The 26,241-nt window shown below is 42.0% G+C and carries 15 protein-coding genes; 14 read left to right on the top strand and 1 reads right to left on the bottom strand.

Annotated elements, in window-relative coordinates; genetic code table 11:
* Window positions 1–268 precede the first annotated feature (268 nt).
* The 12 genes from FOR85_RS01430 to FOR85_RS01375 all read left to right on the top strand — a co-directional run bounded on the left by FOR85_RS01430 (window position 269) and on the right by FOR85_RS01375 (window position 19,516).
* Window positions 269–1,339 (top strand): triacylglycerol lipase, encoded by a 1,071-nt coding sequence (locus FOR85_RS01430; protein ID WP_144296386.1) that lies wholly within the window; start codon window positions 269–271, stop codon window positions 1,337–1,339.
* A gap of 303 nt (window positions 1,340–1,642) precedes the next feature.
* Complete coding sequence (locus tag FOR85_RS01425) at window positions 1,643–2,773, top strand: lipase secretion chaperone (RefSeq protein WP_144296385.1); 1,131 nt, start codon at window positions 1,643–1,645, stop codon at window positions 2,771–2,773.
* 297 nt (window positions 2,774–3,070) lie between these two features.
* A complete protein-coding gene (locus tag FOR85_RS01420; protein WP_144296384.1) occupies window positions 3,071–3,565 on the top strand; it encodes an META domain-containing protein in 495 nt (164 codons plus the stop codon).
* Window positions 3,566–3,787: 222 nt separating this feature from the next.
* A complete protein-coding gene (locus tag FOR85_RS01415) occupies window positions 3,788–4,798 on the top strand; it encodes a PD40 domain-containing protein (RefSeq protein WP_144296383.1) in 1,011 nt (336 codons plus the stop codon).
* 339 nt (window positions 4,799–5,137) lie between these two features.
* On the top strand, window positions 5,138–5,806 hold the full coding sequence (locus FOR85_RS01410) for a DUF1449 domain-containing protein (protein WP_144296382.1): 669 nt from the start codon (window positions 5,138–5,140) through the stop codon (window positions 5,804–5,806).
* Between the two features lie 147 nt (window positions 5,807–5,953).
* Complete coding sequence (locus tag FOR85_RS01405) at window positions 5,954–7,966, top strand: flotillin family protein (protein ID WP_144296381.1); 2,013 nt, start codon at window positions 5,954–5,956, stop codon at window positions 7,964–7,966.
* Between the two features lie 273 nt (window positions 7,967–8,239).
* Window positions 8,240–14,371, top strand: coding sequence for a DNA repair ATPase (locus tag FOR85_RS01400; RefSeq protein WP_144296380.1), 6,132 nt, complete (start codon window positions 8,240–8,242; stop codon window positions 14,369–14,371).
* 56 nt (window positions 14,372–14,427) lie between these two features.
* Window positions 14,428–14,598, top strand: a complete 171-nt coding sequence (locus FOR85_RS01395; RefSeq protein ID WP_144296379.1) for a DUF2256 domain-containing protein — start codon at window positions 14,428–14,430, stop codon at window positions 14,596–14,598.
* A 39-nt stretch (window positions 14,599–14,637) separates the two neighbouring features.
* Entirely contained in the window at window positions 14,638–14,784 is a 147-nt protein-coding gene (locus FOR85_RS01390; protein ID WP_144296378.1) for a DUF2256 domain-containing protein, read from the top strand.
* Window positions 14,785–15,157: 373 nt separating this feature from the next.
* On the top strand, window positions 15,158–17,239 hold the full coding sequence (locus FOR85_RS01385; protein ID WP_144296377.1) for an N-6 DNA methylase: 2,082 nt from the start codon (window positions 15,158–15,160) through the stop codon (window positions 17,237–17,239).
* Between the two features lie 32 nt (window positions 17,240–17,271).
* Window positions 17,272–18,708, top strand: coding sequence for a restriction endonuclease subunit S (locus tag FOR85_RS01380; RefSeq protein WP_144296376.1), 1,437 nt, complete (start codon window positions 17,272–17,274; stop codon window positions 18,706–18,708).
* A gap of 13 nt (window positions 18,709–18,721) precedes the next feature.
* On the top strand, window positions 18,722–19,516 hold the full coding sequence (locus FOR85_RS01375) for a hypothetical protein (protein ID WP_144296375.1): 795 nt from the start codon (window positions 18,722–18,724) through the stop codon (window positions 19,514–19,516).
* Between the two features lie 379 nt (window positions 19,517–19,895).
* On the opposite strand, the gene metH is transcribed toward FOR85_RS01375, so the two are convergent.
* Window positions 19,896–23,537 carry a methionine synthase gene (gene metH, locus FOR85_RS01370; protein WP_373681932.1) on the bottom strand — a complete coding sequence of 1,214 codons (3,642 nt, stop codon included), beginning with the start codon at window positions 23,535–23,537 and terminating at the stop codon, window positions 19,896–19,898.
* Window positions 23,538–24,490: 953 nt separating this feature from the next.
* Between metH and FOR85_RS01365 the strand changes: the two genes are divergently transcribed.
* Together FOR85_RS01365 and FOR85_RS01360 are read left to right on the top strand one after the other, a co-directional pair.
* Window positions 24,491–25,045, top strand: coding sequence for a fasciclin domain-containing protein (locus FOR85_RS01365; RefSeq protein WP_144296373.1), 555 nt, complete (start codon window positions 24,491–24,493; stop codon window positions 25,043–25,045).
* Window positions 25,046–25,441: 396 nt separating this feature from the next.
* Entirely contained in the window at window positions 25,442–26,065 is a 624-nt protein-coding gene (locus tag FOR85_RS01360) for a fasciclin domain-containing protein (protein ID WP_144296372.1), read from the top strand.
* The last annotated feature ends 176 nt before the right edge of the window (window positions 26,066–26,241 follow it).

The following is a 26,241-nucleotide window of genomic DNA, read 5'->3' as shown; positions in this document are numbered from 1 at the left end:
TGGGGAAATTATACCATAAATGGATGAATAGCAGTTTTATGATAAGTGATATTAAATCTATCATTATTATTGACAATAGTTGCTTTACAGCCCCATTTGAGCCGTTATGACCCTCCAGTCACGATGATGTATTCATATTTTGACAATTTAGTTGAATCTTGTAAAAGATAGAAGTAATGTAATTTTGCATGCTAAAGGGATTAGCAGCAGTCTTTGCCGACGTTATGAGGTAAAGGCACTCACCATTAATGATGACAAGGATGTTGTTATGACGCTCTCCTCGTACGTTCGTGCTGCGCTCACGCCGCGCACTTTTTTACCAATACTGGGCTCTATCAGTACTGGCGTTTTATTAATGACCATGCAAACCACTTCAGCGCAAGCGGCAGGGCAGTACTATAATTGTGCCAACGCCAATGGCTGCACGCTAGTCGATAGCAAATACTTTACCTCCAGTTATACCAAGACTCAGTATCCAGTGGTCATGACTCATGGTCTGGTCGGCTTTACCAAGCTACTTGGTGTCGACTACTTTTATGGCATTCCGCAAACCCTGATGAGTGGCGGCTCAAAAGTCTACGCCACCAAGACGTCTTCTTTTAACGACAGCCGAGTGCGCGGTGAGCAGCTACTACAGCAAGTAAAAACCATTAGCGCGATTTCTGGTAGCCCTAAGGTGAACTTAATCGGTCATAGTCATGGCGGGCATGATATTCGTTATGTTGCTGCCGTTGAGCCAAAGTACGTGGCGTCAGTGACCGCGGTTGCCAGTCCAGAGCAAGGGGCGGCGTTAGCCGATTGGGTGGTTGAGCAGATCGATAATGACAGAGTCAATGGTGAGTATAATACTGCTACCAAAGCCGCGCTTACCTTGTTCGGTTTCTTGGGTGATTTTATGGATTTAAACGCTGGTATTCCTATCGATAAGCTACAAGAACAGGACGGATTTGGTGCGGTTACCGCCTTATCGACTAATTATATGGCTGATTTTAACCGTGAGTTCCCAGCAGCCATGCCTTCAAGCTATTGTGGTCAACCAAAAGATACCAAGGTAAACGGCATCAACTACTATTCATTCAGTGGCGTCGGACAAGTAACCAATGCGCTAGACCCGATGGATTATGTGCTATTAGCAACCTCACAAGTATTTAAAAATGACCCAAATGATGGGTTGGTTTCTGCTTGTTCAAGCCGCCTAGGTCATGTCATCCGCGATGATTACAAAATGAATCATATGGATTCGGTCAATCAACTATTAGGCTTGGTCGCATGGGGACAACCTAATCCTAAAACCGTCTATCGCGATCAGGTTAACCGTTTAAAAAATGCCAATTTATAAAGCCAATTTATAAATTTAGTAATTACAACCCCACTCTCAACTTATTTTTCTAATGTTATTGGTTTACTTAGTTTTTAAAATTTCAGTTAAAACAATTAGAATTTTAAATTCTATAAAAATCAAAAGCCTACGATAAGTTGAGATTGGCGTTAATTACATTTAATTATTAAGGCTTAAATGTAAATTAGCAAATAAACCGCTTTTGCCTAAAAGGGTCACTACGTAACTGACCCTTTTATTTTGTGCCATTTTATGAATAGTAAATTCCTTATCAACCGCTTGATTAAATAAGATAGTGTCGTTATGCCAACTAAGCGCCGTCCACCATTTTTGCTCATCATTATCGCCGTGATAACTATTTTAGTTGTGGCGATTATTTGGTGGTTTAAGCCCGATAATGCTAGTAAACCTTCTTCTCAAACAGAGGCTACAGCGCTGAATAGTCAAGCTAATGCCAGCATCATAGACGAGGCGAATGTTAATAATAATGTTGGCACATTATCCAAGCAAGACGCTTCTCAATTTACCACAGGTCTTGAGAATCTACCGCGCTCTTTGCAAGGAACGGAGGTCGACGGTGAGATTATCATTGATGAAAATAAACAGTTGGTCGTCACCGAAGGGCTACGGCGCTTATTTGATTACTTTTTATCGGCGCTAGGCGAAGAGGAAGAAGCAGTCATTTATGCGCGGGTGGAGAGTTATATCCGCAGTCATACGCCAGAGCCTGCAGCTAGCCAAGCGATGAAGATATTTGACCAGTATATCGCCTATCTTAAAGCAATTCCTGCTATAGAAAAACGTTATGGCAATCTGCAACTACAGGCGACCAAAAATGGCGAGCTGGATTTAAATGTGGTGGCGCAGCAGCGGCAAGATGTCGCAAAATTACGTCAGCAGCACTTTGATAAAACTACTATAACCGCCTTTTTTGGCGCAGAAGATGAATACGATGATTATAGTATTGCGATGGTCAAAATTAACCAAGATAAGCAAATGTCCGACGCCCAAAAACAAGCAGCAAAGCAAGATTATATTAGCCGTATGCCTGATAATGCGACCAAAGCCAATATCGCTCAGCAGGCCAATTTGGAGGAGTTAATCAGTCGTACAGAGCAGCTACAAGCCAAGGGTGCAACGGCTGAAGAGTTATACAATATGCGCCGTGAGTTGGTTGGCGCGCCAGCAGCAGCAAGGCTCGCGCAGGTCGATCAACAAGATGCTCATTTTGATCAGCGTTTTAAGCAGTATCAAGCCCAAAAACAGCAGTTGTTAAGTCAAAATGCTGATAAGGCGCAAGCGCAAACCCAAATCCATCAAATAGAGCAGCAATTATTTAATGAGACGGAACGTAAACGTTTGGCAGGTTATGCGGCTTTGCAAAAGCAAAAGGCAGCTGCTTTAAATTCTAGTGTCAATTCCAATCCTAATTAATTTAATGCTTGATTACATTCGATAAAGGCTTGGCTTCGAAATGAACTATTGGTTAAAGCGTTAGCAGGTAATACTTGTTCATACAAGGTGCGTTAGCAAAAAAACCATATAGTGGAACGAATATCGCGGTAATCGATACCCAATCTATAATGACAGTCAGCTATCATTTGTGCACAATAGCGCCATTGTTTAGGTTAATGAAGAAGACAATAAATTAATCATAATAAAAATGCATACTTAAAATAAAAGATAATGACTACTTTTTTATTTTGAATGTTAACCATTACAGGAGCTAATATGAAAAACATGACTAAAATGATGATGGCTGCAACCCTTGCTGTGGGTACACTTGCTGCAGCGGGTTGCCAAACTACGACCCCTAGTGTTACCGCACCTGTGACTCAGCCAATTACTGCTGATGCCCTACAAGCGTATAACTGGCAGCTTGTCGATGCTAAGCGCACTAACGGCGACAAAGTCAGCCAATTATTCTTTGATCCAAGCAAACCATTGACACTTAATTTCTTTAAAGATAACGGTAATGACCGCGTGAGCTTTATCAATACCTGCAATAATATGGGTGCCAACTATAGTGTGGTAAATGGCAATGTCGTACTCGGTAATGTTTTATCAACGATGATGGCATGCCCTGAGCCACAAGCCAGCTTTGATACGACGACACTTGCAACGGTACAAGGTAAATATAGCATTAATAAGAATGCCAATAACACACCTATCTTGACGATTACTAATAGCAATCAAGTGGCTCATTTTAAAGCCGTTTCCAAATAAGTTAATCGTTTAATATAAACGTTTTAAAATCTGACCATTTAAAAATGCCTCACTAAACAGTGGGGCATTTTTTTATCTAAAATTTGTGACGCTTTCCGCTACACTGTCATAAGTCGCTAAGGTCAAATGTTTAAGCTATTACGACATTTCTTATGCCATCAACTTTTTAATCTTATCAAAACCTACATTCCGTATCCATCACCGTTTTATTGGACGTCATTTATGTTGGAAATCTTTGGAGAAAAATCATCTGTCAACCTACGCACAATAACTGGCATCACAGCGATAACGGCTTTTGGTCTATTAACGGGCTGTCAGACGTTGCCAAGTACGATGCCTAAAGCGAATCATGCAACTAAAACAGCTATTGATACAAGTGCGAGTAATCCTCTAACGGCGCGCATGCCAGCGATAGATCGGCAAGGGCGCATCGCTTATGTCGAAGAGCAGGGAGCAGGCGCGGCAAAGATATCAACGCTATATAGCATTCGTCCTGATGGTAGCGACCGCCAATTGATAGATCAGTTGAATGGTTATATTTATGCGCCAGCGTGGTCTGCCGATGGTCAAATGCTCGTCTATAGCAAACAAGTCGCGCGCCAGTCTCCTAAGATTTATATTTATGATCGCAACAGTAACACTCAGAAGCTGGTGGTAAATACTGAAGGCAGCAATTTATCAGCATCATTTTCGCCTGACGGACAAAAACTGCTTTATAGCTCCACCGTCGGCGGCAATGCTGATATCTATGAGATGCGATTAAGTGACGGTCATACCAAACAGCTTACGACCTTAGCGAGCACGGAAGTGCAGCCAAGCTACGCAAGCGACGGGCAAAGCTTTGTCTATACCAGCGACAAAGTGCGCGCTGGTCGTCCCAGTATTTATCGCTATCACTTTGCTACCGGTAAGGCGACATTGATACCGACCGCAGGCTATGCAGCCAGCCCGCAACTGAGCTTGAATGGACAGTATTTAGCCTATCTTAATGGTCGTAAGGCGGCGGTCATGACACTGGCTACAAGGCAAGTGGTTAATCTAGCAGAGACAGGACTTGATGAGCCCGCGCGTCTGTCGCCTTCTGCACAGTATGCTGTCTATCCCACAAAGCTTTCGCAAGTAAGCGGTCAAAGTGGTAGCAGTTTGGTGATTCATTCTTTAGCTGGCAATTCAAGCTATGCGATTAGTAGTAAGACAGGCGGCGTTGTGCGCTCACCGATTTGGGGTCGTTAAGGGCAAAACCTATGTATTATGTAATGGAATGTATATATAATCACTAACAAAGAAACATAAGTTGATTTAATACCCTACGATTTAGAGGTGGCATAACCGTACGTTAAATTCCTTATAGCCCAAGATTGTAAGGCAGTACTGTCTTATTGTTCAAAATACAACAAGCAAAATTTCTGAAATAAAGTCTTGAGCACTAAGGCAATAGTTGAAGCTGAATGAATAAATCTGAATGAAGTAAATCTCATTAAAGAAACGTCGAGTAACTTTCAGTCATATAAAAAATCGTATAACCAAGACATCAAAAGGTTGGATTAGGCGAGCAAAAGGAGAGAGCGGTTCATGCAAGAGTCCTTTTTAGTTTTTATCACTAAAATCAGTTTGTACCCGACGATTATTTTTACGGGGCTTGTCATGTTCGTGACGCTATATTGGCTGGTGTCATTACTCGGCATGGCAGATATGGATAGCGTAGATTTTGGTGAGCCAGATGGTGATGTTTCTACCTTGTCATCGACGGGGTTTTTCACTGGTCTCATGCTCAAATTTGGTCTTTATGGCGTGCCACTCATCATCATACTAAGCTTAATCAGCCTAATCGGTTGGCTATTAAGCTACTTATATACGAGCTTTTTACATCAATATTTTGACTCTGGTCTTTTGTATTATCTCTTTGGTACAGGGGCGCTCATCTTTGTGTTGGTCGTATCCATGTGGCTAACAGGTATGATCATTGCTCCCATTCGCAAAAATATTGCCAAAATCCCCAAGCGTAATGCGTCTAGTAATATCGGTAAAATCGCCGTGGTACGTACATTGAGTGTGACTGACAAACATGGTGAAGCAGAATTAAATGACGGCGGCGCAGGCTTGATACTCAAAATTCGTTCAGACATCAATAATGATTTGCTCAGGCAGGGTGATAGAGTGACGTTGATAGAATATTTAGAAGAAGCCAATGCCTACCGAGTCGCCCCCGTAAAAGAAAAGTCGTATAAACCGCCGCTATAAATAATTTTAAAATTGAAATAAATAACATTTCTCCATTCGCTTTATAAGTTGGCAGATTGGCGGTACAGAGATAACTAATAGTTTGTTTTTAAGTATGGTATTAACTGTTTTAAATTTGGTTGCAATGTTCTCATTAAAGGAATGAATATGGATATACTCATTATCGTCGGCGTGGTTGTGGTGCTGGCGTTTGTTTTTATTATGGCAGCGCTGTTAATGCTCAAGGCTTTTTATTTTAAGGTAGAGCAGGGTAAAGCGCTGATTATCAATGGCGTGAGTAAAATCGCCGTACGTTTTGATGGTGGTTTTGTTTGGCCGATTATCAATAAAAAAGAATTGATGAGGATTTCCCTTATCACCTTAGAAGTCGATAGACGCGGTAAAGAAGGGCTGATTTGCGCCGATAATATGCGTGCGGATATTACAGTGGCGTTTTACTTGCGTGTTAATGAAACAGAAGAAGACGTCCTTAAAGTTGCCAAATCGGTTGGGGTGGAGCGCGCCTCTGATAAAGTGGCGGTCAATGAGCTGTTTAATGCCAAATTTTCTGAAGCACTAAAGACGGTCGGCAAACAAATCGACTTTGTCAAACTCTTCGAAAACCGTAGCGAGTTTCGTGACAGCATCGTGCAAGAAATCGGTAATGATCTTAATGGTTATGTCTTAGAAGACGTGGCGATTGATTACTTAGAGCAAACGCCGAAAGCGTCACTCGATTCAAGCAATATTTTAGATGCTGAAGGTATCAAAAAGATTACCCAGCTAACGGCCTTCCAAAACGTCATCACCAATGAGCTTGAGCGTGACGAAGAGCTGGCCGTTAAGAAGAAAAACGTCGAGACCAAAGAGGCGATGCTTGAGTTAGAGCGCCAACAAGCCGATGCTGAAGCCAAACAGCGCCGTGAAATCGCCTCAGTGATTGCCCGTGAAACGGCTGAAACTCGCAAAATTGAAGAAGAAGAGCGTAAAAAATCTGAGACAGCCATTATTATGGTTGAGCAAGATTTAGCGATTCAGCGTGAAAATCAACAGCGTGAAATTGAAGTCGCTGGACAGAACCGTTTGCGTGCAGTTGTGATTGAAGAAGAAAAAGTCACCCGCGCTCGTGATTTAGAAATCGTCTCGCGTGAGCGGGAAGTCGACTTGCAGCGTATTGAAGCTGAACGCGCCATTGAGCTTGAGAAAAAAGAAATTGCTAACGTCATTCGTGAGCGTATCGCGGTAGATAAAACGGTTGCACAAGAAGAAGAGCGTATCAAAGAAGTTCGCGAAGTGAGCGAAGCCGAGCGCTCGAAGCAAACACGTGTCCTAGCTGCCGAAGCCGATGCCGAAGAAATCAAAGTACGTCAGGTGAAAAAGGCTGAAGCAGAAGAGTTATCTGCTAAGCATAAAGCGGTTGAGATTACCACGCTTGCGACGGCCAATCTTGAGGCCGCTGCCAAAGAATCGGAAGCCAAAATGAAAATGGCGGAAGGTATCAAAGCTGAAGAGTCTGCGCATGGTTTTGCTGAAGCGGCCATTCAAGAAGCCAAGTCGGTATCTTTGGAAAAAGAAGGGCTTGCCAAGGCTAATATCATCAAAGCGACTGGTCAAGCGGAAGCACAGTCAGAACGTGAAAAAGGTATGGCTGATGCTGAGATTATCGCCGCGCGCGGTGAGTCTAATGCCAAAGCCGAGCGTGACATCGGTATGGCAAACGCGCAAGTGATTGCCGCTCGTGGTGAATCAAATGCCAAGGCGGAACGTGAAGTTGGACTGGCAAAAGCGGAAGTTACTCGTGCGCATTTCCAAGCTGAAGCCGATGGTCTGGTCGAAAAATTCAATGCGATGGGCAGCATGACCGTCGAGGCACGCGAGCACGAAGAATTCCGTATGGGTCTTGAAACTGCGCTACAAGAAGCGATGGCGTCTATAGAGGCCGGTAAAGAGATTGCCAAAGAAAATGCTGAAGTCTTGGCAGTTGCGCTACAGAAAGCCAAAATCGATATCGTTGGCGGCGAAGCGCACTTCTTCGATAACTTTGCCAAGTCATTGTCTATCGGTAAAGCCATTGATGGTCTCGCTGGCAAGTCAGATACATTGAGCGGCATTATCAATACGATGATGGCCAATCAAGTAATGACCAAAGCGAACAAGCAGAATGATGATGAAACGGCTTAGTATCATCGTTAGTCGACATGACTGATTTATTATCAGCAAGATTTGACCCATAACTTTTCATTAATAAGCAATCTGTCACTTAAGTGGCGGATTGTTTTAACCAACTCAATCTAAACGCTTTAACATAGCAGTAGTTAATGACTACTATTAACCATGAGTTGGCTCATCTAAAAAAAACCAGCGGTGACCACTCGTTTTCTTAGATGAGCCAAGTGCTTCTTTAGTTCGAAAAACCTTAGATTTATCTGATTGCCTAAAAATGGACGAGCAACGATGGCAGATACGCAAAACCCAACCAATTCAAATAATATCAATAGCCAGAATCAATCCGAACAAACGGATCAAGCGGTCGCTTCAGGTAATGCTTATGAACTTATTAAAAAGCGTCTTATTGAGCAGGGTAGTCGGCTAGAGCAACAGACCGCTAAGCTGAATCATGCGCGTCTGCAAGAGTTTGGCAGCACGCAGATGCAAGTCATCGCCCGCACCCGTATTCGTACCGAATACAACTGTGTGGCGCAAGATATGGTACAAGTTGGCGACTACCTGTTGTTTGGCTACAACGTCTTTATGGGGCTAAAGCGGGCGAGTAATATCAAAGATGTGTTGTCGCTATATCGATTGATAGAGCCTACTAATAAAAATGGTGGTGATGAAAGTCAGCAGAATGGTCTCGATAGTAACGATAGCATGGATAAGGAAAGCGCTGAGCAAGAATATCAGCTGGAAGAGGTGGATCTAAAAAATACCTTTTTAGATCAAGAGGCATTTGTCCAAGATTTTAATGAGCTATATCGCTATTACAAGCACACGCGCCTGATTCAGCTGACCGTCAAAGACAGCAAATTGCTATTGGCCTTTCAAATTGGCGAGCGTATCACCGATATTCGTGTCTTTCGTTTTGCCCTAGATTTTAGCCAAGGCACACCAGAGTCAGCCCAAATTGCCTACGTAGACAATCGAGGCGAGCGTGATATTGAGTTGCCTCCGGCTTACGATTTTGATTGGGTAGTTACCACGCGTGAGCAGATGGTCAATGGTAAATATCCACATATGAATATCTTAGATACCATCTTTGTAGAAACCATTGGTGGCGATTTGACCATTAAGATTGAGGACAACACCCAGTCCGGACAAGGCATTTATAGCGAGCCTGTGAATGATCGCACCCAGTCGTTGACTGACGCTGAAATTGCTTATGCCAAAGTTGGCAGTTTAATACTGCTCAAGATACTGCCGTATCGCGAAGACAGTTATCGTTATTTTGTTTATAACACCTTGACTGAAGCCGTATTGCGTTTAGATGCAATTGGGCAGTCGTGTGTGCAGTTGCCTGAAGATCACGGTATTATATTTCCCGGTGGTTATTATCTGCAAACCGGTGAGTATAAGCTGTTCGATACCAATAGTGTCGGTGCTAAAGACTTAAAGTTTAAACGTAAAATCGTATCGCCCAATGGTGAAGACGTGTTGTTTTTATTTTACGATGTCGCTTTAGGTATCACAGGGTTATTTCCTTACAACCTTATTAAAAAACAATTGGCAAATCCCATTTACTGCAATGGTATGGCATTGGCAGACAATGGGCGTTTGGTACTATTTAATGACCAAAGTGAGCCGTCACGCATTCACCCGATGCAGATATGGCATACGCCTTATGCCTCCCCTGAGTATGTCAGTGAGTTGCCTGAAAGCAGCAGTTTTTATGGCAAAATTGGCAATAAAGAATTGGTACGGGGTATCTCCGACCTTTATAGCATCACCCGCCTAATTGATAATCAAAGCGTGTCACAAAAGCTTTATGAGGAGCTATCGGATAATACCAGCCGCCTCTTTGATAGCTATTACTGGTTGTCTGACCCTGAGCTTAATGACGTTGCCAGTAGTATTAAGGACGTAACGGCGACTGCTGAATTGGTCATTGATGAGTTTGCTAAAGTACAAAGCATCCAAAAGCAAACCCAAACGGCGTTAGCCGATGCCGATACGCAGCAAAATGAGATATTACGGCAAATACGTGTGACCACATTTGAGTCTGCCAGTGATTATGTGGAGCAGCTATCGGCGTTAAGACGGCAAAAGGGTCGCTTGGTCAGCTTGGAAGATTTGCGTTATTTGGATAAAGATAAATTAGAAGCGTTGCAGACTCAGTTAGAAGCAGCAGAAAGCGAGCTCGCCGAAAAAACCGTCTTATTTTTAAGTGGAGACAAAGCATTATCAAGCTACGAAGGCATATTAGCAGAGGTCAGTGAGCGCCTAAACACGGCCGAAACCAATAGCGAGCTAAAACCCGTACTCGAAAAAATTGATGAGACAGCACAAGGCTTAGATTTATTGACCGAGCTATTAGGCACATTAGATGTTGCCGATGCCACGGTCCGTACCCAAATTATCGATGACATATCGACCATTTATTCGAGTCTCAATCAAAGCAAAGCCAAGCTCAATCATAAGCGTAAAAACTTAGGTTCTGCTGAAGCAGTCGCGCAATTTGGCGCGCAGTTTAAGCTATTTGGTCAGTCCATTGCTAATGCCTTGTCGATTGCCAATACGCCTGAGAAATCAGACGAGCAAATGGCGAAATTACTGGTACAGCTAGAAGAATTGGAAAGCCAGTTCGCTGATCCAGAGAGCGGTAGTGGTGATCAGTTTTTAGCAGATATCATAGCTAAGCGTGAAGAGATTTACGAAACCTTTGAAAATCATAAACAGCAGCTGCTTGATACCCGAAATCGTAAAGCCCAGAACTTAGGTGATGGTGCGCTGCGGATGCTTGAGAGTATCAAAAAGCGTACGCAGAGCACAGGCGTCACTGGCTTTAAGGAAGAGGAGGCGCTCAATACCTATTTTGCCTCAGATGGCTTAGTCCAAAAAGTACGCGCTATCGCTAAGAACTTGCAAGCGATGGGCTTTAGTGTCAAAGCCGATGACATAGACGCGCGCCTAAAAGCCATACAAGTTGAGAGTTATAAGAGTCTAAAAGATAAGTCTGACTTGTTCGAAGATGGCGGTCAGATTATTAAATTGGGCAAACATCGCTTTTCGGTTAATACTCAGCCTTTAGATTTAACGTTGCTCAGTCGTCAGCAGTCAGATGGCAAGCGTGTGCTCAATTTGCATCTAACGGGCACCGATTATTATGAAGTGCTCAATAATGCTGAGTTAAATGCCTTGCGCCCTTATTGGGATATCAATATCGCCTCTGAGTCTGACAGCGTTTATCGCGCTGAGTATTTGGCATATAGCATTATCGAAAGTGCCAAAAAAAGCCAAGACGGCTTGACGGAAGCGCGTTTATATCAGGCCTATGATGCGACGCGGTTAACCTTCGATAGCAAGGGTGAGATAGATGAGGACAGTCCGCTACCTAAACTCGTCAGGGCCTATGGCACGCCGCGTTATCAGCTCGGTTATGACAAAGGTATTCATGACCATGATGCGACGCTGTTATTGCTGCAAATATTACCCACCCTACGTGAAGCTGGGCTACTGATTTATACCCCGCAAGTACGGGCGTTGGCGCAACTGTTTTACTGGCAATTAAGTCTAGTCAAAGCGCTCGACTTAGAAGCGCTACGTCAATTTGGTTATGATACTTGGTTAAATGAGCTGGTACTGACGCGGATACATAACTGGCAAGATAGAGCCATTACAGCTGAACAATTGCATCGAAGCCTGGGCAGTGATACTGCAAAAGCATTGCTGGTTGAAGATATGACGCATGTGATGCAGAGCTTTGTTGCCGCTTATAACGCCGATAAATTTGCTTTAGAAGATAGCTCAGATTCAGAGATGAGCCAAATTAATCAACCCGCTATGGTTAGTAACACGACTGTCTTTCAGCAAGGCTACGTGCAGCAAGCTTGTGAATACTTGGTCAGCGTTATGGGGCAAGTTACTACGCCCAATGGTAATATCGAGTGGCAGACCAGCCAACAAGCGCAGCAGTTAGGTGAGCTATTGAGCAAAACGCTAAATAGCGCGTCAGCCAATGCGCAAAATAACATGGGTTTTAAGCAACTACAGTCCTCAATTGGCAAGCTTGGTTTACAGCCAAAATCAGCCTATGAGCTACTAGCCACATGGTTTTATGCGCTGCTCGATCAAACTTATGGCAATGATAAAATAGCTGACAGTCAGAGCGATGTAAGCGGTGACAATGCACTTAGCGAAGATCAGCAAGCAAAAATCGATGAAGAAAACATCTTACGCCAGCAGCAATTGGCAAGTGATCGTCATTACGTGCCCGAAGCAATTGCTGTTTTACTTACTCAGCTAAATGATACTCAAAGAGAAGATTTGGTACAACATCTTATCGAGTCAGGGGTAAGCTTTGATAGTATTAATAAAGGCGCAACGAGCACTTCGTTTTTAGTGCCTTCGCTGACCAGTATTAACAACCCACTTAATCAAGCGCAAAGCTTCGAGCGTCGCATAAGTAAGGTCTCGCTTGAAATTCAAGTCAATAATTTACTAGGTGAGCATGAGCGCATTCATCAGCAAACCTTAACCTTTGCCGTCGATGATTTCTTAAGTCGTTTGCATCATCACGATACCCAAGTTATTCCTGCTTATCGGCGCTATCTAGCGATGCGTTCAGAGATATTGCATGACGCAAAAGAGACGTTGCGATTGGACGAGTTTATGCCGCGTCCCTTATCCTCATTTGTACGTAACCGTCTGATTAATGAAAGCTATCTGCCACTTATCGGTGATAATCTCGCCAAGCAGATGGGCACGGTTGGCGAGGATAAGCGTACCGATTTGATGGGTATCCTGATGATGATATCGCCACCAGGTTACGGTAAAACTACCTTGATGGAATACGTTGCGAACCGTCTTGGCCTTATCTTTATGAAGATTAACTGTCCGTCACTCGGTCATGATGTGACGTCTTTAGATCCCGAAAAAGCGCCCAATGCCACCGCCCGCGAAGAGCTGAATAAAATTAACTTAGCCTTTGAGATGGGTAATAACGTCATGCTTTATCTCGATGATATTCAGCATACCCATGCGGAATTTTTGCAGAAATTCATCTCACTTGGCGATGGTACACGCCGCATCGATGGCGTCTGGCAAGGCAAGACCAAGACCTATGATATGCGTGGTAAAAAGTTCTGCGTGGTCATGGCGGGTAACCCATATACCGAAAGTGGCGAAGCATTTAAAGTACCTGATATGCTTGCCAACCGCGCCGATATCTACAATTTAGGCGATATCATGAGCGGCATGGAAGAGATATTTGCCCTCAGCTATATTGAAAACTCGCTGACCTCTAACGCGGTATTAGCGCCCCTTGCTAACCGTGATTTGAGCGATGTTCATCGTCTTATAAAGATGGCAAAGGTAGACAATACCAATCTTGCCCAAGCACAAAGCAGCGAGCTGACTTATCCCTATAGCACCTCGGAGATTAATGAGATTATCGCCATCTTGCGCCATATGTTTACCGTGCAAAAAGTTATTCTCGATGTCAACCAAGCCTATATTACGTCCGCCTCGCAGGATGATAAATATCGCGTCGAGCCGATATTTAAGCTGCAAGGCAGTTACCGTAATATGAATAAGATGACTGAAAAACTCTCGGCAGTCATGAATGAGAACGAGCTTAATCAGCTAATCGATGATCATTATCTAGGTGAGTCGCAGCTATTGACCCAAGGCGCAGAAAGCAATCTACTGAAGCTCGCTGAGATACGCGGTGAATTGACTGAGGTAGAGGCTGCGCGTTGGGCGCAAATCAAGGCTGACTTCTTACGCAATAAAGCCATGGGCGGCGAAGACGGTGATACAGGCGCGCGCATTGTCGCTCAATTGGTCGACTTAGCGAGTGGTTTTAATGCTATTAGCAGCCAGTTTGAAACGTACCTCACGCAAAATAATCCAGAGCAAAGCGCTCGCTTACGAGAAGCAGGACAGCAAGCCCAACTTGATTACCAGTTGGAAGCACAGAAAATCCTTGCCGATAGCGTGATCAGCAATGCCAAAGTCGTCAGCGACAGCATCGATAATGGCTTTGAAAAAAGTATGAATCAGCTGATACAAATCTATAAGCATGATCATAATATTGGAAAGGCGGAAAGCGAGTATCTCAAGCAAAACCAAGACGTACAAAAAGCACTGATGGTACAGCTGGTTGACGCCGTCGAGCAACTGGCGCAAAAAATGGCTGATAGATTATCTGAAACCCTATCTAAGAGTGATGAGAATCAAATAGCAGGTACCGATATTCCTGATATTCATCAACAGACTGTACTGATGGCAAACGCACTTAAAGAGGCGCTTACGCCACTGACGATGCGGATGGACGAGAAGTTGGCAATTGATAGCAGCACCGATCAATCTGGCAAACTTATCGTCAATAGTCTTAATAGGCTGAACAAAATATTTGATGATTATGAATAGTCGTATTGATAAGAGAGGTAAACTATTGATGCATCAAACAAACCAATGAGAAAAATATGGCGCACAAAAAGAAAAATGTTCGTAAAAAGGAATGTCCTGTCTGCGAGCGTGAATTTAGCTGTACTAAAAAGCTAGATAAAAACTGGGAGAGCATGGTCTATTGCTCCGACCAATGCCGACGGGTGAAAAAGTATGAGGGTCTAGATCATCAAAAAGAAGACAAATAGGTGTTAATAGTGCAGTAGAAATATAAAAGGGAGAAGACGATGGCACATAAAAAAGTAAACCTACCGCAAAAAACCTGCCTCGTCTGTCAGCGACCGTTTACGTGGCGTAAGAAGTGGGAGAAGGATTGGGAGCGGGTGATTTATTGTTCGGAGAAGTGTCGTAGAGCCAAGGGTAAAGTTGACTAAGAATTAACTATAGCTATTTCCTGCTTTTCGCTTATATCTGCTGGTCTAGGCGAGGCAATGGCTAAGGTATGGTGCGTCGCTTGCTCCGCGCGCCACTCCAAACTAAGCCATTGCAACTCGCCTAGCCAAGCAGGATAACCGCTACAATCAGGACTAATGGCAACATCTCGTTCTTAAAAATATTAGTCGTTGTTCAATAGTGCTCTATTTTCTGAAATAAATTTTTCAAACTACGCGAGTTCTTCATTCTACTCGCAATGATAATACTATTTCGAATAACCTTGCTTATTTATGATAGCATTTTGACAATACTAACATGCTAAAATAAAGCACAAATTTTACTCATATATTTTAATTAAAAGCTGGATATCTAATGGATCTTATCGCTGCAATTCTAAAAGACTCTAAATATAATCTTACTCAGTTTAATTACGGACAAATTGAACAGCTAGAAAGCAAAATAGTTTATAGAGATGCTAAAGGAGGCACTAAGCCGTATGTTGAGTGTTTAGTTCGTAAAAAAGACGTATATCTAACACCTGAAGAGATTGTTAGACAATTATATCTAATGACACTAAACGAAGAGTTTGGATATCCATATGAGCGAATGCAAGTAGAATATCCTGTTGCCTTCGGACGACAAACTAAACGTGCAGATATTGTTATTTTTGATAAAGACCATACTACCTCTGTCTATATCATGGTTGAGTTAAAAAAACCAAAGCTTAAAGATGGTAAAGATCAGCTTAAGTCCTATTGTCATGCTACTGGTGCGCCAATTGGAGTGTGGACTAATGGCGAATCTATATCATTTTATAATCGCCGTGATCCAAATTATTTCAAAGATATTCCCCGAATTCCCAAAGCTAGTGAGACATTGCCCGACGTTCTAACAGAGCGATGGACTATCGATACGCTAATACAAGAAGACAAGTTGGTCAATGAACGTAAATCGCTAAAAGATATTATTTTAGAGATGGAAGATGAGGTGTTAGCAAACGCAGGTGTTGATGTCTTTGAAGAACTTTTCCAGCTTATATTTACTAAGCTATACGATGAAATGGAAAGTACTCGTAATAAAACTCGTCATTTAGAGTTTCGTAACTATGGTGAAACAGAAACTCAACTTAAAGAAAAGATTCAACAATTATTTGATAAAGCAAAAAGTAAGTGGGGAGGGGTATTTAGTACTAGTGCTAAGATTACTTTAGCTCCTTCACATTTAGCCATTTGTGTCTCTTCACTTGAGCAAGTCAAGTTATTTAACTCTAATCTTGAAGTTGTTGATGAAGCATTCGAATATCTAATAAATAAATCTAGTAAAGGGGAAAAAGGGCAGTATTTTACACCTCGTTATGTCATTGATATGTGTATTAAAATGCTAGACCCTAAAGCACATGAAACCATTATTGATACAGCTGCTGGCAGTTGCGGGTTTCCTGTTCATTCCATTTTTCATGTTTGGAAAAAGCTAGCCCCTAATGAAAGTAATCTTTTTACAGCAGAAGAAAAGACTGCTGAGCAGAAAGATTATGTAAGAGAAAAAGTATTCGCTATCGACTTTGATGAGAAAGCGGTAAGGGTAGCCCGTACCTTGAATTTAATTGCGGGTGATGGAGAAACTAATGTGCTTCATTTGAATACTTTAGACTATGAGCGCTGGAATGATAAAACTGAAGATGAGGATTGGCAAGATATTTATTTTGATGGTTGGCGAAGACTTAAGAAGCTACGAGCGACTAAAAATCAAAATCGAGATTTTAACTTCGATGTTTTAATGGCTAACCCTCCATTTGCAGGTGATATTAAAGAAAGTCGCATCTTATCAAAATATGAGCTAGGGCATAAAAAGGACGGTAAGCAACAGTCCAAAGTTGGTCGAGATATATTGTTTATAGAGAGGAATCTTGACTTTTTGAAACCAGGTGGGCGTATGGCAGTTGTCCTACCTCAAGGACGTTTTAATAATTCAAGTGATCAGTACATTCGAGAAGTAATAGCAGATCGTTGTCGTATTTTAGGTGTGGTTGGTTTGCATGGCAATGTGTTTAAGCCACATACAGGCACTAAAACCAGCGTGCTTTTTATCCAGAAATGGAATGATGATGAAAGTAAAGGTGCGTTATGTCCTAAGGTAGAAGACTATCCTATTTTCTTTGCCACTATGCAAGAGCCTAGTAAAGATAATAGTGGAGAGAAAATATTTGTCAAAAAGTCAGACTATCCGCAAGCTGAAACGATAGATAAGGATGCTAGTGAGGATAGAGTAGCCGAAGTCGTAAATACTTATAGCAGCGGAGCAGAAAATTTAGATGAATATTTGCTAGATAATCATGGACATCTAATAGTTAAACATGATCTATTTAATCATGATGGATTGACTCAAGATGGAATCGCCGAAGCATTCGTTGAGTTTGCCAAAAAGGAAAAAATGTCTTTCGTGGGAAAGATTTAAGCCCTTTTGATAAAGTAAAGTATGACACTTTATTGGAAGGGCTAGAAATTAGTGAGGTATTGCTAAGTAATTCAAGTTTAGACAATGAAAAATTTCGTTTGGACAGTGAGTTTTTTTTAAAAATTTATTTAGATGCTTATCAAAAAATAAAAAAAGTCAAACATATACAGATCGTGGAATGCTTAGAGCTTTTGACAGATTTTCATGCGAATGGAAGTTACGAAACTATTGCATTAAATTTCAATTTGTTAGATGAAAAAAATTACGCATATATGGTTAGAAGTACGGATTTAGAGTCTCAAAATTTTGATAAGGATGTCAAATATATTGACAAACATGCTTACGATTTTCTAAGTAAAACCAAAATTTATGGGGGTGAGTTGCTAATCAACAAGATTGGTAGTCCTGGTAGAACCTATCTTATGCCTAAATTAGAAGGCAGAGCTTCTTTAGGTATGAATTTATTTATGTTACGTTTTAAAAGTAATATAAGTATCAGTCCAGAAATAGCATGGTTGTTTTTTAATACTGAATTAGGTAAAAATATTATAGCAAGAAAAGTAAATGGTACGGTACCTTTGACGATAGATAAAGATGCAATACGAAGTTTATACCTACCTTTATTTACGAATAATATGAAAAAGATAATATTCAATATTATCGAAAAATACCAAAAGACGTTAAGAGATTCTGAAAATAGTTATTTAGAAGCTAAAAATCTATTAAATTTTGAAATTGGTTTAAATGATTTAGAAGTGGATACAAATAATATCAATATAAAAACTTTGGGAAAGAGCTTATTACTGACAGGAAGATTAGATTCCGAACATTACTATCCCCAATATGAAAGTTACCTTAAGTTAGTCAAAAACTATCCAAAAGGATTTGAGATTCTATCAAATTCTTGTGACCTAAAAGATACTAACTTTACACCAAGTGATGAAGAATCATATCGTTATATTGAACTATCTAATATAGGTGAAACTGGACAGGTTAAAAGTGCAATGACTGAGCTCGGTAAGAACTTGCCATCAAGAGCTAGACGTAAGGTTAGCGCTAGTGATTTGATCGTTTCTAGTATTGAAGGTTCACTTTCCAGTTGTGCTTTAATTGATAATGTTAATGATGGATCTCTGTGTTCCACAGGATTTTATATTATCAATTCTAAAAAAATAAATCCTGAAACATTATTAGTTCTTTTCAAGTCGGAAGTAATGCAGAACATTTTGAAAATGAATTGTTCTGGTACAATCCTAACTTCTATAAATAAGCCAGATTTTTTGAATATTCCTATACCTCTAATAGATGAAGATCTACAAATCGATATTTGTGATTTAGTTCAAAAAAGTTTTCAACTTAAGGTGGAAAGTGAGCGGCTATTAGGAAATGCTAAAAAGCTAGTCGAGTATGCTATTGAATATGGGGAAGATAATGCAATAAAATATTATGAAATAGGCTTAATAAAATAAGGTAAAACTAAGTATGGCTAATGGATATGTTGAAAATGTCGAGAAATGGAAAACTCTAACAGATATTGATTATTTTACTTATTTTATTAAAGCTTGGATATCTTTTAATGCATGGTATAAGAATCAATATACGAATATTGGTAGTGATAGAGAGGCTATTAACAAAATTAAGAATGAGAGTAATAGTATTAAAAATAAAGCTATAGGATTGTTAGGCTCACAAAGTGAACAAGCAAGCTTGTTTGAAGCATCCTTAGCTGCCCTTCATAGAAGTCTAATGGAGCTGGCTGTTCATAACGATGGAAAAAGACTTTGCTTTTATGATTTTGTAATTGAGGTTGATAGAAACAACTTAATACAACGCTCACATGCTAGAGGGATTAGTTATTATTTAGAAGTTAAAATGGAGAGGTCGGCTGTTAAAGAGGTTAAAGCTACAGTAAGTAAAGCAGATAGAACAACAATTCTCAACTATACTGGAAGCGTCTATGATAGAAATGCTTTTGTTCTAAACAGTCAGTATTTACAACTTTCAGGTAACCAAAAAAATAAAGTCATTAACTTATTTGATTCAGCAAACCCATTTAAACCTGAAAATTTGTTAACTGATAATGAAAATGACTGTTTTAAGATAGGGGCATATAAATTTATCAGAGATGAAGAAAAAATATTTAAGTGTCTGTTAGAAGTGATATATGGACTTAGGAATGCCCTTTTCCATGGTGAGATTGTACCAAATAAAGATCATAGAAAAGTCTATGAACATGCCTATCACGTACTAAAGATACTTTTAGATAGTTTAGATTAGAGGGTGTAAACGTCTCTGAGTTAACAAGTTTAAGTTAATCATAAGAATATAGTCGAACCACTGTTAAAGTGTTACAGCGTTAGACTCGTTTAGCCTACTACTGTAGTACTTGCACTCGTCTGCCTTGTACCACTTTTAATATTGATTGACTATATAAAGCAACTCTGACATAGCATGGTTTTTTAGCCCCGATTATCGCGAATATCCTGACGGGCTAGGCGAGTTGCGGTAGCTAGGTTTTGAGGTGGTCTCAAGGCAACAGGAACGACTCAAACTGTGCTACCGCCTTGCCTAGACTGGCAGATAGAAGCAAAAAGCGGGAACGGCTATAAAAACCAATCCCGCCTCAAAAACACGCTAAAAAAATTCAACAACATCCCTACAAATTCGGATTCAACCACTTCTCAGCAGTCTTGATATCCCAACCTTTACGCTCAGCATAGCTCTCTAACTGATCGGTGCTGATTTTACCGACGTTGAAGTACTCACTGTTAGGATGCGAGTAGTAGAAACCACTGACTGATGACGCAGGCCACATCGCATAGCTTTCGGTGAGCTTAGTACCGATAGCCGCGCCCGTACCAATCCACTCAAACAATTTGCCTTTTTCGGTATGCTCAGGGCAAGCCGGATAGCCAGGCGCTGGGCGGATGCCAACGTATTTTTCTTTGATCAGCTCATCATTAGTGAGGGTCTCATCAGCCTGATAGCCCCAGTAGTCTTTACGGATGCGCTCATGCAAATGCTCGGCAAAGGCTTCGGCTAAGCGGTCAGATAGTGCTTGTACCATGATAGCATTATAGTCGTCGCCAGCCGCTTTATACTGTTCAGCGAGCGCTTCTGTGCCCACGATAGAGACGGTAAAGCCGCCAAGATAGTCTGTGTGCGCATCTGATGGCGAGATAAAGTCTGCTAAGCTAAAGTTTGGCTTGCCGCTGGCTTTATCTGACTGCTGACGCAAATGCTCAAATTGATATTCTGCTGTGCCGCCCTCAGTCGGTGCTTTATCATAGACAGTAACGGTATCCGCGCCAGTGCGGCGAGCGGGCATGAGTTTAAAGACGCCTTTGGCAACGATTAATTTTTCATCAATCATCTTTTGCATCAAGTCATTGGCATTATCAAACAAATCGCGCGCTGCTTCGCCAACGACCTCATCTTGTAAGATTTTTGGATATTTACCAGCCAATCCCCACGAGATAAAGAACGGCGTCCAGTCGATATAAGGCAGCAGGTTAGTGATGGGATAATCTTCAAGGATGACTTGACCGAGTTTGTTTGGCACAGGCGGCACATAGTTATCCCAGTCGTACTGAAAACCAAGCTCGATAGCATCGGCATAAGAGATTTTTGCTGCTTTTGGCTGACGTTTGGCTAAGCGTTCGCGTACCTTTATATATTCGTCGCGCGTCTCATCGATAAGATCTTGACGGTGCTCTTTTGATAGCAGTTTGGTCACGATTCCCACTGAGCGTGAGGCGTCTGATACGTAGATGACGGCATCATTTTGATATTGTGGCTCAACTTTGACAGCCGTATGCGCCTTAGAGGTCGTCGCGCCACCAATCATCAAGGGCAAAGTCATGCCGCGCTCTTGCATTTGCTTGGCAACATATACCATTTCATCAAGGCTTGGCGTGATGAGGCCTGATAGCCCGATGATATCGACTTCCTCTTTGATGGCGGTATCGAGGATTTTTTCACACGGTACCATCACGCCCAAATCAAGGATTTCATAGCCGTTACAGCCAAGCACCACGCCGACGATGTTTTTACCGATATCATGGACGTCACCTTTGACCGTCGCCATAAGGATTTTACCTTTCTTTTCACCCTCGACTTTTTCCGCTTCGATGTATGGGTTTAGCCATGCGACCGATTGTTTCATCACGCGGGCAGATTTTACCACTTGCGGTAAGAACATTTTACCGGCGCCAAATAAGTCGCCGACGATATTCATGCCGTCCATCAAGGGTCCTTCGATGACTTCTAGTGGCTTAGGATATTTCTCCCACGCCTCTTTGGTATCGGCATCGATAAAGGTGGTGATACCTTTCACTAGCGCATGGGCAATGCGCTCTTCGACCGTGCCTTCGCGCCATGACATATCGACGGTGCTGTCTTTTTTCTTACCGCCGTCTTGATAACTCTCAGCGATGGTCATCAAACGTTCGGTCGCCTCTTGACCACTCTCGCCTTGATTGCGGTTAAGCATCACATCTTCGATGGCGTCGCGAGCTTCCTTCGGAATATCATCATAAACCTCCAGCATAGCTGGATTGACGATACCCATGGTTAAGCCGTTTTGAATTGCATGGTATAGAAAGACTGAATTGATGGCTTCACGTATCGGGTTGCCACGGAAGCTAAACGACACGTTCGATACACCGCCCGATACCATCGCATTTGGCAGGTTATCGGTTATCCATTTGGTGGCATTGATAAAGTCAGCACCGTAATTATTATGCTCGGTAATACCGGTCGCAACCGCAAAGATATTAGGGTCAAAGATGATATCCTCGCTAGGGAAGCCGACTTCATTGACCAAGACATCATAACTGCGCTGACAAATCTCGATTTTGCGCTCATAGGTATCGGCCTGACCATCCTCATCAAACGCCATGACGATGACCGCTGCGCCATAGCGCATACAAAGCTTGGCGCGTTCGACGAACTCATCATAGCCTTCTTTTAATGAGATAGAGTTGACGACGGATTTACCTTGAATGCGTTTAAGCCCTTCTTCGATAATGTCCCATTTAGAGGAGTCAATCATCAAGGGCACGCGGCTGATATCCGGCTCACCAGAGACCAAATTGACGAAATGGATCATCGCCTGTTTGGAGTCGAGCATGCCCTCGTCCATATTGATATCGACGATTTGCGCGCCGCCCTCGACTTGGTCGCGGGCAACATCGAGCGCTTCGGTATAAGCTTCAGTTTTAATCAAGCGTAGGAATTTCTTTGAGCCCGTCACGTTGGTACGCTCACCGACGTTAACGAATAAGCTTTCAGGGGTAATGGTAAATGGCTCAAGTCCCGATAAGCGGCAAGCAGGAGGGATTTCAGGTAACACGCGCGGTGGGTAATTGGCGACCATCTCCGCAATTAGGCGAATATGTTCAGGCGTAGTACCGCAGCAGCCGCCGACGATATTTAGAATGCCAGCTTTGGCAAAGCCTTCGAGCAGGGCAGCCGTTTGCTCCGGTGTTTCGTCATACTCACCAAATTCATTGGGCAAACCCGCATTTGGATGGGCGGAGACATAAGTATCGGCGATATTTGACAGCGTTTGAATATGTGGACGCAGCGCATCAGCACCAAGCGCACAGTTAAAGCCAACAGATAAGGGCTTGGCATGGCGAATCGAGTTATAAAATGCCTCAGCCGTTTGGCCTGAAAGCGTCCGACCAGACGCATCGGTAATTGTCCCAGAAATCATAATCGGTAATTCAAAACCAATATCATCAAACACGCCTGTGACGGCAAAGATTGCTGCCTTAGCATTTAGCGTATCAAAAATGGTCTCGATTAATAGAATATCGACGCCGCCTTCTATCAAGGCCAGCGTCGCCTCACGGTAATTAAGCACCAACTCATCAAAGGTGATATTCCGAAAGGCGGGGTCATTGACGTCAGGGGATAATGAACAGGTGCGCGACGTCGGCCCAATAACGCCTGCCACAAAGCGCGGCTTTTCTGGGGTCTTAGCGGTGTATTCATCAGCAGCTTCGCGGGCAATTCTCGCAGCGGTTTTATTGAGCTCAGGCACGAGGTGCTGCATGTCGTAGTCGGCCATCGATAGGCGCGTACCGTTAAAGCTATTGGTTTCAATGATATCGGCACCTGCTTTTAGGTGCGCGCTATGAATCTCTTTAATCATCTGCGGCTGCGTGAGCACCAACAAATCGTTATTACCGCGTACATCTTGCTCAATATCGGCAAAACGCTCGCCGCGATAATCTGCTTCCTCTAACTTAAAGGTCTGAATATGGGTGCCCATCGCGCCATCTAACATCATAATCCGCGCCGCCAGCTGCTCAGTAATACGAGCGCGCGCGGTTAACTGCTGCTCTTTATAAGGAAACACCTCAGGCGGTGTCAAAATAAAGTCACTAGCCGTGCTTGATACATTGGCGGCATTGGCTGTATTGGTATTGATGACACCAGTATGATTATGAGAACAGGTCGGTGGGGTGGTGGTTTGAGTCATAGGAGCGCTGCTTATTAGAGTTAAGATAAGAAAAGAAAGAAGATAAAGTCGTTCAAGGTTTTTAGGGCGAACTTACTAAGTTAGCTACTTATAAAATAGACTATATAAAACAATAGTATTGATAAAAAGGTGGCTTAAAAATTGATAAGCAAATCTGGATTATTCTAGCACGAAACGGCTATTACTCGCGGAATTGTGCTTATTCCGCTTATTCCATTTTGGCACTATCACTGACGGCATCGTATTTGAAAATAACAAAAATGGATTACTATGACCAATTATCGTTGCACGAAATGAGCATAGTATTAAAAGTTAGCACATTATTAAAAGTACCAAATTAAAAATACAGTTATAACAAATTCTATTGCATAACGCCGCTTGGAACAAATGAATATCATTTCAGTAGACGATTACCTAAAGCTTTGATTTGTATTTATAAAACAGCTATTTATACGAGGTTTTATTAAACTGTTTTAGTTTACACGTAAACTACAAAAATTAGCCTAAACGCAAGTTTATAATGCTTTGTGATATGTTAATTTAATTTCAGAAGGATTGACGTTTCATAAGCAATGCTTATTAGTAACTGTTAATGGTTTTTATTTGAGAGTGGTTAGCAATTAAGAATTAAAAACGGAATAGGCAAGGATTTTAAGGAAAGACAATCTGACCGTAAGACCGTAATAAAAATCAATAAATTGTAATCAGTAAACTATTCATTTATTAAACCATGCAGTCATTCAATCATTAAGGACAATGTTATGAAACTGATCAAAATCGCCACTCTTGGCATCTTAACCCTTTCAATTGCAGGCCTTAGCGCTTGTAATAATATGATGCCAACCAAAAGCCCTGCCACAACAGCGCCCATGCACAGCCAACCAACTGCCAATATGAACGTGGTACAGATTGCTCAAAGTAATCCTGATTTCTCACTACTAGTAGAAGCCTTGCAAGCAGCAGGTTTGGCAGGCGCGCTGACCGATACCAGTGCTAGCTACACGATACTGGCTCCGACCAATGCCGCTTTTGTGCAAGCGTTACAAGAAACCGGCATGACCAAAGCTGAGCTGTTTTCCAACAAGCCGTTGTTGACTAAAATCTTGACCTATCATGTGCTTAAAGGTAATACGCCTGTTTATCAAAAACACGTCAGACCGGGTAATTACACCATGCTCAATAATGACACGCTGGTGATTACGCCACAAGGCCGATTAATGGATGAAAATGGTCGTACCACCAAGATTTTAAAAACAGATATCGCGGCGAGTAATGGCGTGATACATGTGATTGATAGAGTGTTGCTGCCTAAATAACCTACTGACTAAATAATCCTGTCGCTTAAACAACTTATTACCTAAATAAGCAGTAAAAGAGCGACAAATTATTTACTTAGGTAGTAGGCAGATTCAAATGCTATATAACTATTGCTAGGTTATAAATTAATATTCTTTTTTAGCCTAGCAATGGGACGCTATACGTGATCGATACAGTGCTGCTAACTAAGTCAGCAGTAAGCAAAAAATAATCAGCTAAGATAGTAGATATTGAGTGATATTACTTAACTTATCACTCATTTATCGGCATTTTCATCTAGAAACTTTTATTTATCCGTGTTTATATCAGTATCTAAATTTAAAAGTTCCAAAACTAAAACCGTTCTAAAATCAAAAAATACCATCTACAAACCCGTTATTTCAAAGGAACGACCTATGTTAAAAAAGAACTTATTATCTATCGCCGTCGTTACCGCTGCCATGTCACTGGCGGCCTGTAACGATAAAGAAGCCGTTACTGAGCCAGTTGAGCCAGCCGCAACTACTGACGTAGCCGTTGAACCAGAAACTACTACAGATATGCCAGCTGAAGCAGTGGCTGAGTCTACTGATGATGCGATGCCTATAGATGCAGCAGCGACGCAAAGTATCGGTGAGATGGCTGCTGGTAATGAGAATCTAACCATCCTAACCGAAGCGCTGCAAGCGGCTGAGCTTGATGACATGATGATGGCAGAAGGTCAGTACACGGTATTCGCCCCAACCGATGATGCTTTTGCTGCTTTGTTGACCAAACTGAACGTCACTAAAGAGGAATTGCTCGGTAATAAAGAGTTGCTAACTAGCGTATTGACGTATCATGTCGTACCGATGGTGGTTAAAGCTGCTGACATCCCTTATGGTACCGCTATCGACACGGCAAACGGTCAAACCATCTCTATCAGTGATGCTAACGTGATTACCGATGCCAGTGGTAACACCGCTAATATCGTTGGTACCGATATGATGGCAACCAACGGTGTAGTCCATGTGATCGATACGGTTTTATTGCCTAAATAAGCTGATTTTATCGCTATAAACAACAATAAAAGCATCTAAGAAGCCCAGCCACCGAGCTGGGCTTCTTTGTATTTAATGACTTAGCGCAAAATATATCACAGTTTTTATGACAACCTTACGTCCATAAAAAAGCCTGAGACCATTGCCTCAGGCTTTTTGTTTTATCGATGCTTGTA

It is taken from the genome of Psychrobacter sp. YGAH215, assembly GCF_007280595.1.
Classification (GTDB): Bacteria; Pseudomonadota; Gammaproteobacteria; order Pseudomonadales; family Moraxellaceae; genus Psychrobacter; species Psychrobacter faecalis.
Note: the sequence above shows the minus strand (reverse complement) of the source record. Positions and strands in the feature narration are given on the sequence as shown.

Excerpts from the sequence above, each read along its gene's own strand:
- FOR85_RS01400 (WP_144296380.1), top strand. The coding sequence starts at position 8,240 with ATGGCAGATACGCAAAACCCAACCAATTCAAATAATATCAATAGCCAG.
- FOR85_RS01425 (WP_144296385.1), top strand. The coding sequence starts at position 1,643 with ATGCCAACTAAGCGCCGTCCACCATTTTTGCTCATCATTATCGCCGTG.
- FOR85_RS01385 (WP_144296377.1), top strand. The coding sequence starts at position 15,158 with ATGGATCTTATCGCTGCAATTCTAAAAGACTCTAAATATAATCTTACT.
- metH (WP_373681932.1), bottom strand. The coding sequence starts at position 23,537 with ATGATGTTAGATGGCGCGATGGGCACCCATATTCAGACCTTTAAGTTA.
- FOR85_RS01420 (WP_144296384.1), top strand. The coding sequence starts at position 3,071 with ATGAAAAACATGACTAAAATGATGATGGCTGCAACCCTTGCTGTGGGT.
- FOR85_RS01410 (WP_144296382.1), top strand. The coding sequence starts at position 5,138 with ATGCAAGAGTCCTTTTTAGTTTTTATCACTAAAATCAGTTTGTACCCG.
- FOR85_RS01390 (WP_144296378.1), top strand. The coding sequence starts at position 14,638 with ATGGCACATAAAAAAGTAAACCTACCGCAAAAAACCTGCCTCGTCTGT.
- FOR85_RS01395 (WP_144296379.1), top strand. The coding sequence starts at position 14,428 with ATGGCGCACAAAAAGAAAAATGTTCGTAAAAAGGAATGTCCTGTCTGC.
- FOR85_RS01365 (WP_144296373.1), top strand. The coding sequence starts at position 24,491 with ATGAAACTGATCAAAATCGCCACTCTTGGCATCTTAACCCTTTCAATT.
- FOR85_RS01430 (WP_144296386.1), top strand. The coding sequence starts at position 269 with ATGACGCTCTCCTCGTACGTTCGTGCTGCGCTCACGCCGCGCACTTTT.
- FOR85_RS01360 (WP_144296372.1), top strand. The coding sequence starts at position 25,442 with ATGTTAAAAAAGAACTTATTATCTATCGCCGTCGTTACCGCTGCCATG.
- FOR85_RS01405 (WP_144296381.1), top strand. The coding sequence starts at position 5,954 with ATGGATATACTCATTATCGTCGGCGTGGTTGTGGTGCTGGCGTTTGTT.
- FOR85_RS01375 (WP_144296375.1), top strand. The coding sequence starts at position 18,722 with ATGGCTAATGGATATGTTGAAAATGTCGAGAAATGGAAAACTCTAACA.
- FOR85_RS01415 (WP_144296383.1), top strand. The coding sequence starts at position 3,788 with ATGTTGGAAATCTTTGGAGAAAAATCATCTGTCAACCTACGCACAATA.